Here is a 10,406-nt window from a genome sequence, read left to right as displayed (position 1 = left end):
GCCGGCGCTCCAGCCCGCGACCAGCACCGGCCCCGCTTTGCCGCCGAGCTCGGCGGTGTGAGCGGCGATCCAGCGCGTCGCCGCATAGCCGTCCTCGGCCGCCGCCGGGAAGCGATGCTCGGGCGCGTGGCGATAACCGACACTGACGATGATCATGCCGGTGCGCCGGCACAGATCGCGGCAGAACGGATCGTCCGATAGCTCGTCGCCGAGCACCCAGCCGCCGCCGTGAAAATACACCACGATCGGATGCGGCCCCGGCGTCGCCGGCCGGTAGAGCTTGTACGGCAGCGGCCCCTCCGCGCCTTGCAGCATGCCGGTGCCGACCTCGCCGACCGGGCGGCCGGCAGGACGGCCCTTGTTGAACTCGGTGAGGAAATCGCGCGCGCCCTGCGCGCCCATCGTCTCGAGCGGCGGCAGGTTCATCTCGCCAAGCATGTTCAGCACCAGCCGGACATCCGGCTGAAGCCGCACCACCTCGCCGTCATTGCACTGCTCGGCAACGCTGGGCCCAGAGAGCTTGAAGCCGAGCATGCCGCGCCCGACCACCTCATTGCAGATGCTGCGATACGGACCGACACCGCCGGTATAAGGCATCACGCCCTGCGGCTTGCCCGGCACGTTGGCGCCCGTGTACCAAGTGTTGGCGAGCCTGTGCAGCGTCAGCGTGGCGCAATCGGCCATGTGGCGCTCCCAGCCGGCCTGCGCGGTCTCGGTGGCTTCCATCGTGGTGAAGCCGGCCTCGCGTAGCGCGGCGATCCGGTCGACCACCCAGTCGACATGCTGCTCGATCGAGACGGCCATGTTCGACAGCACCGACGGGCTGCCGGGACCGGTGATCATGAACAGATTGGGGAAGCCCGCGACGGTGACGCCGAGATAGGTCTGCGGTCCATGCGCCCAGACATCCGACAGCGACTTGCCGCCGCGGCCGGAGATCGGATGCACCGCCATGATCGCGCCGGTCATCGCGTCGAAGCCGGTGGCGAACACGATGACGTCGACATCGAAGCTGCGTCCATTGGTGCTGATGCCGCCGGCGGTGATCGCCTTGATCGGCTCCTGCCGCAGATTGACCAGTGTCACGTTGGGCCGGTTGTAGGTCGCGTAGTAATTGGTATCGAGGCAGGGACGCTTGGCGCCGAATGGATGATCGTGCGGCGCCAGCGCCGCGGCGATCTCCGGGTCCTTGACCACGGCACCGATCTTCTCGCGGATCAGATCGGCGACCACCTTGTTGCCGTCGACATCGACCGCCTGGTCGGCCCAGAGCTGGCTCAGGATGTGGACGAGGTCGCCGGCCGCCCACGCCTTCTCGAAACGCTCGCGGCGTTCGGCGTCGCTCAACTGCCAGCTCACCACGGTCTGCTGCGGATACGGCACGCCCGCCATCGACCAGCGCGCCTGCTCGCGATAGGCCGCGCGATCGCTCTCGAAGAAGGTCTTGCGGTCCTCCGGCGCCGGACCATTGCCCGCTGGCAATGCGAAGTTCGGCGTGCGCTGGAACACGGTGAGTTGCGCGGCCTGCTCGGCGATCAACGGGATCGACTGAATGCCCGACGAACCGGTGCCGATCACGGCGACGCGCTTGCCCTTGAGATCGACGCCCTGATGCGGCCAGCGGCCGGTGAAATAAATCTCGCCCTTGAAGTCCTTGACGCCATCGATCTCCGGCGGCTTCGGCGACGACAGGCAGCCGGTCGCCATGATGTAGTAGCGACACGAGACATTGGCGCCGTTGTTGGTCGAGATCAGCCAGCGCGAAGTCGCGTCATCCCAGGTCGCTTGCGTGACCTTGGTGCTGAACCTGATATCGCGACGCAGATCGTAGCGGTCGGCGACGAAGCCGAGATAGCGCAGGATTTCCGGCTGGGTCGCGTATTTCTCCGACCAGGTCCACGCCTGATCGAGCTCGGGATCGAAGGTGTAGCTGTAATCGATGGTCTGGATGTCGCAACGCGCGCCCGGATATCTGTTCCAGTACCAGGTGCCGCCGACATCGGCGCCCTCTTCGAGCGCGACTGCCGAGAAGCCCGCCTTGCGCAGCCGATGCAGCAGATAGAGACCAGCGAAACCCGCGCCGACGACCGCGACGTCGACTTGCTGCGTGGTTCCGCTGCGCGTGGAGTCCGAAGCACGTGCTGCAACTGCTGCGTCCGGCATGCCAATCCTCCCGTATGTTTTGATCTGACGGAAGGCTAGCCCTGCCCTTTCAGTTTGTCATCACGACAAACGCAATCTGAGGTCGCCGCAATTGTGACGCGCGCAGTCTGGAGCGCGACCCGCAGCGCGTAGACGCAAGTGGCTTGTCGCGAGCCAAGGTGCGCGCGACGTCTGCTTGTTCGCAGTTGCAGACGAGGACAGAGGAATCGAGTTACTGGGCCTCGGCTACCTTCGGTTCAGATGACAGCATCTGCGCGTTGGTTGCCGAGGGCCGGATCGACGGCGATGTCGGGTCCGGCGCTCGGGAGGCGGCGTCGGACGGCGCTCCCTGGGATGGTCGACGGGCTGAGGTTGCCGGAAGCACGATCACTTTCGCTCCGATTTTCACCCGCTCATAGAGGTCCGCGACGTCGTCATTGGTCAGGCGGATGCAGCCGGACGACACTCGCTTCCCGATCGTATCGGGTTTGTTGGTGCCGTGAATTCGATATTCGGTCTCGCCCAGATACATCGCCCGTGCGCCGAGCGGATTGGTGGGACCGCCTGCCATGAACCGCGGCAGATAAGGCTGACGCAAAAGCATGTCGGCAGGCGGGCGCCAATCCGGCCATTCCGTCTTGCGGGCCACGGTCTGTTCACCGGACCACGTGAAACCTTCGCGGCCAACACCGATGCCGTAGCGCATCGCCTGTCGCTCGTTCAGAACGAGATAAAGGAACGTGTTACCGGTATCGATGACGACCGTGCCTGGCGTCTGGTGACTGGCGTAATCAACCACCTGCCGAACAAGTTTTCCGGGACCATCAGCAGCTTTGGGTGGTTCTACCAGAGGTGCCGGGGCCGAAACTGGAGCTGGAGCCGGAGCCGGGGCTGAGATTGGAGCCGGAGCTGACGCCGCGACACGAACGGGAGTCGATGCGTGAGCTGGCGTCGACGGTGCCAGGGCTTGCTGCGCGGACGGCTTGCGTATCGGTTGAACGCTCGCCGGGCGAGACAGCAAGCCGTACCCCAAAGCGGCAGCGGCGACGACGCCAACTGCTACTCTTCCGGCCACCGGTAGTGCGAGCGCTTCAGTCTTTCCACGTTTTGCCCGCTTACCCATATCTTTCCCCGGATTGCCATGCCGGAGGAGGTACCCAGCAGATTTTAACAAACTTCGAAGCGATTTCGCTCAGGCGGGAAATCGTCAAGCGTCGTTAACGCAAACTCCTGTTCGGGAACACAAACGTGAGGGTACCGCTCGATATCCGAGAGCGGCGGTACTGCTTTGGCCCCGGAATCTATCGTCTGTGAGCATACGCCCCGGTCGAGTGTGAAGGCTTCAGATCGAGCGCATCAGGCCGCCATCGACGCGGATGTTCTGGCCGGTGATGTAGCCGGCGCCATCGGAGACGAGGAAGGCGATGGTCGCGGCGATCTCCTCGGCCTTGCCGTAACGCTTCATCGGCACGCTGTCGCGGCGCTCGTCGGTTGCCGGAAGACTGTCGATCCAGCCCGGCAGCACATTGTTCATACGAACATTGCTGGCGGCGTAGCTGTCGGTGAACAGCTTGGTGAACGCGGCGAGCCCGGCGCGAAACACAGCCGATGTCGGAAACATCGCACTCGGCTCGAACGCCCAGGCGGTGGAGATGTTGACGATCGCGCCCGACTTCTGCGCCTGCATGTGAGGTGCGACCAGACGCGTCGGGCGGATCACGTTCATGAGGTAGACATCGAGGCCGGTGTGCCACTGCTCGTCGGTCAATTCGAGCACGCCAGCGCGCGGGCCGTGGCCGGCGCTGTTGACCAAGGCATCGATGCGACCCCAGCGCGCCATCACGCCGTCGACGGCACGCTTCAGGTCATCGTTCGAACGGTTCGAGCCGGTGAAGCCGAGGCCGCCCAGTTCGCCGGCGAGCGCCTCGCCCTTGCCCGACGACGACAGGATCGCAACGCGAAATCCATCGGCGGCAAGCTTGCGCGCCGCCGCCGCTCCCATGCCGCTGCCGCCCGCGGTGACGAGTGCGACCTTCTCCAAAGCCATGATCGTTGATCCCATTTGATGACGAAGCTGATGCAAGGTCTATCATCAAGGATCAGACAGCGCGACACCCGGTCTGCCGCGCTGTGTCCCACTACTTGCGAAATACCTGCTTCGACCCGGCGTCGAACCTGGCGACGGGCCGGTCCATCTGCCACAGCTCGATATCATGGTGGTCGACGAGACGGCTGGCCGACGTGATGGCCTGATCGTCGTCGGCACAATCCACATTGACCACGCCGATTGGTCGGCTGTGCGGTCCGACGATATATGCGCGATATGCTGTCATCACCGTCTCCAGGGAGGTTTGCCGGCGAACTTGCTCGCACGCAAAATGAACAGGAGGGCATATGAATTCGAGGGGGGATGACGCAGCGTGATGTAAACGCAGAATAAGCGCCGCCCTGTCGCGGAGAAATCGTGCGCTTTGCCTCACCGGATCAACTGAGGCATGGTGACCATGGACCTTCCATCATATCCGGACCACATGACCTCCCTCCTTCGACACCTTGTCATCGCGCCCGTACTGCTGTTCGCCGGCCCCACCCTGGCGCAGACCCGGTCCATCATCGTTGCCTCGACGACATCGACCGAGCAGTCCGGCCTGTTCGGCTATCTGCTGCCGCGCTTCTCGCAGACCTCGGGCGTTGATGTGAAGGTGGTTGCGGTTGGGACCGGACAGGCGCTCGATATCGGACGGCGTGGCGATGCCGATGTCGTATTCGTGCACGATCGCGTGGCCGAAGAGAAGTTCCTGGCCGAAGGCTTTGCGACCAGGCGTTACGACGTCATGTACAATGACTTCGTCATCGTCGGCCCGAAGACCGATCCGGCGCATATCGCCGGCGACCATGATGTCGCGGACGCCTTGCGCAGGATCGCCGCGACGAAATCGGCCTTCATCTCGCGCGGCGACCACTCCGGAACGCACGAAGCCGAGTTGCGGCTCTGGAAAGATGCCGGCGTCGATCTCGGTTCCGCGAAAGGCCAATGGTATCGCGAGATCGGCCAGGGCATGGGTCCGGGGCTCAACATGGCAGCGGCGTCGAATGCTTATGTGCTCTCCGACCGCGGCACCTGGCTGTCGTTCAGGAATCGCGGCGAACTCGCCGTGCTGACCGAAGGTGACCGGCGACTGTTCAATCAGTACGGTGTCATGCTGGTCAATCCGGCGAAGCATCCGACGGTGAAAGCCACCGACGGACAGGCCTTTATCGACTGGCTGATCTCGCAGGCCGGGCAGTCCGTCATCGCCGGCTACAAGGTCGGCGGCGAGCAGCTATTTTTCCCCAACGCCGCGCACTAGCACAAATGCGATCGTGCTGACGCTGACGCTCAGCGCCAGCAGGATCACACCGAGGCCGAGACCAAGCGCCAGTTCGCCCTTGCTGGTCTCGAGCGCGATCGCGGTCGTCATCGTTCGCGTGTAGCCGCTGATGTTGCCGCCCACGATGATGATGGCGCCGACCTCGGCGATGGCGCGGCCGAAGGCGGCGAGGAACGCGGTGAGGAGCGAGGCGCGACCGAGCGAGAACACCAGCGCAAGGCTGCGCAGGCGGGACAGGCCGTCGGTGCGGATCAGATCGGCATATTCCGTCCACAGCAGCGCGACCGGACGATGCACCAGCGCGACCACCGGCGTGGCCAGGATGACCTGCGCCACGACCATCGCCGTCGGCGTGAACAACAGGCCGGCGAAGCCGAGCGGTCCCGATCGCGACAGCAAGAGATAAAGCCCGAGCCCGACCACGACCGGCGGCAGACCGAGACAGGCGTTGGCCAGCACGATCACCACCTGCCGACCGCGAAATCTCGATATCGCAAGCCAACCGCCGATCGGCGCACCGATCAGAAGCGCGAGCAGACTGGCCAACAGGCTGACGCGCAAGGACAGCGCGACGATCCCGAGCAGCACCGGATCACCACTGGCGATCAGTGATACTGCCGCCGCGATCGACTGTGCGAAGTCATTCATCTTGCGGGAGCGATCAATCGCTCAGGCCGGCGCGCCGTTCTTGAGCAGCTTCGCCACCGCCGCAACCAGTTCGTCGGGCGAGAACGGCTTGTTCAGGAGCACGCTGTCCGAGACGCCTCTGGTCGGCCACTCGTCGCCGCCACCGCCGGTGATGTAGAGCACCGGGAACGACGGATCGATCTCGCGGGCGCCGCGTGCAACGCGCCAGCCGTCGAGCCGGCCGAGCAGGCGAATGTCGGTGACCAGCGCGCTGTATTTGGTGCGAAACGCCTTGAGCAGCGTCAGTGCTTCCTCGCCCGAGCCTGCGATCGCCGGCTCGTAGCCGCCGTCCCTCAGGGCGTCTTCCACCATCATCTGAAGATCACGATCGTCTTCGATGACGAGAATGATCGGAACGTCTTGCAAAACCTATCCCCCAGAAATCAGCCGGCGCGCTCCCGGCTCCGAAGCATATGCAGCAAAAGTGGCTACCGTTTGCACGGTGTCACCCAGTAATAATACGGGTATCAGACGCGCCCCTATTCGTCGGCGAATTCGTCTTCTTCGTTGACCCCCGCTTTACCCCGCGGAGTCGGCTTTCTGCCGCCGAGCGATCCTGTGACATAAGGTTCGCGCGTTGCATAGGGGCTACGGCCGCCGGCACGCGCCGCGACCTCTTCGCCGGAGACCGCGGCCGGCTGGCAGATGAGGCGCCGGCTGGCCCGACGCATCAGATCCACATGGATGTGGTCGTAGTGATAGACGTTGGAACCCGGCGCCAGCACCGTGGTGAATTGCTGACAGGCGGCGGCCTGAACGTCGCGCAGGAAGCCCTGCTCTTCCGGCAATCCCTTCCAGCCATCCTTCACCGAGATGCGGCGGCCATCGGAGAGCGTGAAGGCTGCGATATCGAGCGCGTTGCCGAAGGCGTGCTCCGAAATATGCGCGTGCGAATTGCCGTTCATGCCGCGGCAGGAATAGGCGGAGATCTGCTTGATCTCGACGACGCGTGCGCCGAACCAGCGCTGCGCCGCCGGCTGCACGGAATCGGCGAGCCAGCGCTCGAGCACCGAGACGATCGGGCACGCCAGCGTTGCCGCCGGCTTCACGGCGACCGGACCGACCGTCCCCACCGGGTTGCCGCTCGACGGACCGAGCCGCGGCGGCGGCGCGTCCTGTGGCTGCTGCGAATAAGGCGCGGGTGAATAAGGCGCGGCCGCGCTGTCGCGCTGCGGATTGCGCGGCAGGCCCGGGTAATAAGGTCGCTCGCCTCTCGCGTCGGGAGAGCCTTCCGGCGGCAGGTCGATCTGATCCTGCTGCGGCGGAATGCCAGGCGCCGACAACGAGACCGGGCCATTCGGTTGGCCGCCATAGTTCGGCTGGCCGACGGCCCGATCGGAATACGGCGCCTGCGCAGGCGGCGGGCTCGGCTGCCGGTTGATCGGCCAGCGCGGCTGGCTGCCGACCGACGCCGGCGGGCGCAGGCTGTCGTCGGCAAATCCATAAGTCGAACTGGCTTCACCGAGTGCGGCGACCTTGAGCGGGAATTCGGCGCCGCAGACACCGGGGCCGGAGATCGGATCGATCCGGACGAGGTCGGCGCTTTCCTTGACCGCGCCGGATTTCAGGCATGCGGCCTCAGCCTCGGCCCGCCACGGTTCACGCTCGGCGGTCTGAAACAGACCGCGACCGCAACCAGCCAGCGATACAAGGACAAGGGAGCCGACGAGATACAAACGAACTCCACGCGTCATGCCGCGGAGGTTCTGCGAATTTGATTAAAGACTCTTCAATGCATTTCGACAGATTGATTTCAGGTGTTTTTAACCATGGTTTGGAACCCGGCACGGCAACGCACGCGCTGCCGTGACTCGTCTCCATCACCACGCGGCGCGAATGACGCCGTTGCCCCGTGACGACGACCTGACTTCGAAGAATCCAGCATGCGGCGCAACGCCGCAGCCACGCAATGCGTGCGGCACGCGCCACGAGCAACCTGACGGAAATATTGGTTGGCGCTACGATGCGGTGACTGCGGCCGGCAGCGCCCCGGAATATATTTGCAGCGCTTCAACGCCTTGATTCGGCGTCTGTTTGAGCCGCGCATCGCAATGCGGTATCGCGCGGGAACATCGGGCCGGACAGCACGACTGACTTTTTCGGCCGGGAACCGCTTGCTAGCTTTAGCGTTAATGCGGGCAGCGTTGTGAACCGAGGGAGTTTCCCAATGGATTTCGCGAGTCCTCTGCTGAGCAAGCTGAGCATTGTGGCCGCGTACATCGCGTTCGCCTTTGTCGGCGCCATCATTCTCGGCGTGTTCTAGACCAAACGACAGGCATTGAGTTCAGCGCCCGGCGGCCGCCCCCGCCGGGCGCTTTGCTGTTCTTGTCGACACTATCACCCCGTCATCCTGAGGAGCCGCGAAGCGGCGTCTCGAAGGATGCACGGCCACAGTCGGGCCGTCGCCCTTCGAGACGGCCGCGCTGCGGCCTCCTCAGGGTGACGGTGACTGAGTGATTCAACGCGCCATCAGAAATTCGAGCAGCTCGATCCGGTGATGCCGCCGATCGTGAAATCGTGACAGACGAGGCCGGGATTGTCGGGATCGGGATAGAAGTCGTCGCGACGGCGCGGCTCGCGAATGGTGTGGCTGAAGCGCCAGCCGCGGGCGCGCATGCAATTCTTGTATTGCCGCGACGTCGGTGTGCCGTTCTGCGGCGCGCCGAACTGCGCATCGCAGAATGCGGCGTCGGCATGCAGCGCGTCGTCGGCGCGCCGCTGCTTCAGCATGTTGGTGTAGATGTCGTTATCGGCATGGGCGGCGACGACGCTGCCGGCGAGCAGTAGCGCGACCAGGCTCAAGCGTTTCATGTTTGCCTCCATCGCCTGCGAAAGCGGCGTTGACCTCTATCGGTCGCGCGCGACCGGACAAAAGGTTCGAAGGCATCCGGTTACAAATTGGACACGTGGATTCAGGAGCGCGGCTCGGGCGGACGCGCGCGCTCGGTGATCACCCGCTGCCGCGCGTGCGAGACGCGAACCCAGTCGGCGCCGGTGCAGTAGAAGCGGCCGAGCACGCAGGCCTCGACCCGCAGCCTGTCCGCACCCTTCAATTCGATCGTGCCGTAATGGACGTTGCCGCCGTCCTGGTTGTAGACGCTGCCGCTCCAGCGCGTGCCCTGCTTCGGCCTCATGTTGATCAGCACCGCTTCACCGAGATCGCGCGTGGTCTTGTCGAGCGCATAGCCGCACAACGCGTTACCGCACAGACGAACGCGCACCAGGCTGTCGGATTCGGTCTGCCAGTCGCCGATCGGGCCGTCGTCCGGTTCGTCAGCGGTCTCGCGCGAGACATGCACCACCGCCGGCGGAATAGGATGCGCCGTCGCCGCGGGCAATGGAGGCGGCGCCGCGACGACCGGCGCTGGCTGTATCGTCATCACGCGCGGCGGCGGTGGCGCTGCGGAGTGTGGTGCGGCAGCCAATGGCGCTGCGGCCGGAACAGGCCTGTCCACGACGATCGGCGGCGACGCGGGAGATAGAGCCGGCGCAGGTGCGAGCGGTGTCCTTGCAGATGTCGCGGCAGGAATCGCCGCGGTCGTCGCGGACGCCGGCACCAGCTTCATCGCCCGGCCATTGTCGCCGCCGTCGTCGCGCCTCGACCTGTCAGACACCGAGACGCAGGACAGTGCGCGGCACCGCGTGGAATCGAGATGGACGCGGTGGCCGCCAATCGAAAACGAGATGCCCTCGCCGGCATGGGCGAACGGCGTGAGCAACATCAGCGCGACGAGCAGGCAGAAGCGCTTCATCGAAGCCTCCAAGACATCCGATGACGGTAGGGACGCCGTGCTCACGGCGCAGTGACCTCCGTCACCGTGGCGAGCCACGCGGCCGCGCCGTCGGCGTGATCCGCATCACAGAGCTCAGCCCTGAGGCCGCGTAGCGTCCGCATGCAAACCCGCTCAATGCCAGGGAGACCCCAGATGAAGAAGCTCGTTGCGATCGCCGCGCTGCTGATGGCCACCACATCGGCGCATGCCGGCGGCGCCGGCATCACCTTCGAGATCGACGGCCAGCGCATCCATGTCGAGGCGCCGCGCAATTGCAGCGCGCTGTCCTGCATCCGCATCTCGGCGCCGGGCTACAACGGCACGGTCGGCGGCATCAGCAAGAATCTCGGCTCGAAGTCCAACGATGATGACGATGTCGCCTCATCGACCGCGCCGCCCCCTGCCCCGGTTCCCGCTCCCGCGCCGGTTCAAG

General features: G+C 64.9%; 10 protein-coding genes and 1 pseudogene. 2 read left to right on the top strand and 9 right to left on the bottom strand.

What is annotated here, in order from left to right; translation table 11 throughout:
• From H8A95_RS38655 to H8A95_RS38640, 4 genes are all read right to left on the bottom strand, one after another.
• Positions 1-2,163: alpha/beta hydrolase fold domain-containing protein (locus H8A95_RS38655; protein ID WP_229187829.1), on the bottom strand; the 2,163-nt coding region annotated here is incomplete at its 3' end.
• Positions 2,164-2,374: 211 nt separating this feature from the next.
• Positions 2,375-3,265 (bottom strand): L,D-transpeptidase, encoded by an 891-nt coding sequence (locus H8A95_RS38650; protein WP_229187828.1) that lies wholly within the window; start codon positions 3,263-3,265, stop codon positions 2,375-2,377.
• Positions 3,266-3,484: 219 nt separating this feature from the next.
• Positions 3,485-4,189: an SDR family oxidoreductase gene (locus H8A95_RS38645; RefSeq protein ID WP_229187827.1), complete on the bottom strand. Its 705-nt coding sequence runs from the start codon at positions 4,187-4,189 to the stop codon at positions 3,485-3,487.
• Between the two features lie 91 nt (positions 4,190-4,280).
• Positions 4,281-4,475: a hypothetical protein gene (locus H8A95_RS38640; protein ID WP_229187826.1), complete on the bottom strand. Its 195-nt coding sequence runs from the start codon at positions 4,473-4,475 to the stop codon at positions 4,281-4,283.
• A 198-nt stretch (positions 4,476-4,673) separates the two neighbouring features.
• Here H8A95_RS38640 and H8A95_RS38635 point away from each other — a divergent pair, with 198 nt between their 5' ends.
• Positions 4,674-5,492 carry an ABC transporter substrate-binding protein gene (locus tag H8A95_RS38635; protein ID WP_229187830.1) on the top strand — a complete coding sequence of 273 codons (819 nt, stop codon included), beginning with the start codon at positions 4,674-4,676 and terminating at the stop codon, positions 5,490-5,492.
• Here the strand turns inward: H8A95_RS38635 and H8A95_RS38630 are convergent.
• The 5 genes from H8A95_RS38630 to H8A95_RS38610 all read right to left on the bottom strand — a co-directional run bounded on the left by H8A95_RS38630 (position 5,466) and on the right by H8A95_RS38610 (position 9,952).
• Entirely contained in the window at positions 5,466-6,161 is a 696-nt protein-coding gene (locus H8A95_RS38630; RefSeq protein WP_229187825.1) for an ABC transporter permease, read from the bottom strand. The two genes, H8A95_RS38635 and H8A95_RS38630, sit on opposite strands and share 27 nt — an antisense overlap.
• Before the next feature lie 21 nt (positions 6,162-6,182).
• The gene (locus H8A95_RS38625; RefSeq protein ID WP_163158040.1) at positions 6,183-6,566 is read right to left on the bottom strand and encodes a response regulator; all 384 of its coding nucleotides are present in this window, start codon (positions 6,564-6,566) and stop codon (positions 6,183-6,185) included.
• Positions 6,567-6,679: 113 nt separating this feature from the next.
• Positions 6,680-7,894, bottom strand: a complete 1,215-nt coding sequence (locus H8A95_RS38620) for an extensin-like domain-containing protein (protein ID WP_229187824.1) — start codon at positions 7,892-7,894, stop codon at positions 6,680-6,682.
• Between the two features lie 775 nt (positions 7,895-8,669).
• Positions 8,670-9,011: a hypothetical protein gene (locus H8A95_RS38615; RefSeq protein ID WP_229187823.1), complete on the bottom strand. Its 342-nt coding sequence runs from the start codon at positions 9,009-9,011 to the stop codon at positions 8,670-8,672.
• A 101-nt stretch (positions 9,012-9,112) separates the two neighbouring features.
• Entirely contained in the window at positions 9,113-9,952 is an 840-nt protein-coding gene (locus H8A95_RS38610; protein ID WP_229187822.1) for a DUF2147 domain-containing protein, read from the bottom strand.
• Positions 9,953-10,126: 174 nt separating this feature from the next.
• On the opposite strand from H8A95_RS38610, the pseudogene H8A95_RS38605 reads away from it, so the two are divergent.
• Positions 10,127-10,406, top strand: a pseudogene (locus H8A95_RS38605) (DUF2147 domain-containing protein); the annotation flags it as partial.

It is taken from the genome of Bradyrhizobium oropedii, from assembly GCF_020889685.1.
GTDB lineage: Bacteria > Pseudomonadota > Alphaproteobacteria > Rhizobiales > Xanthobacteraceae > Bradyrhizobium > Bradyrhizobium oropedii.
Note: the sequence above shows the minus strand (reverse complement) of the source record. Positions and strands in the feature narration are given on the sequence as shown.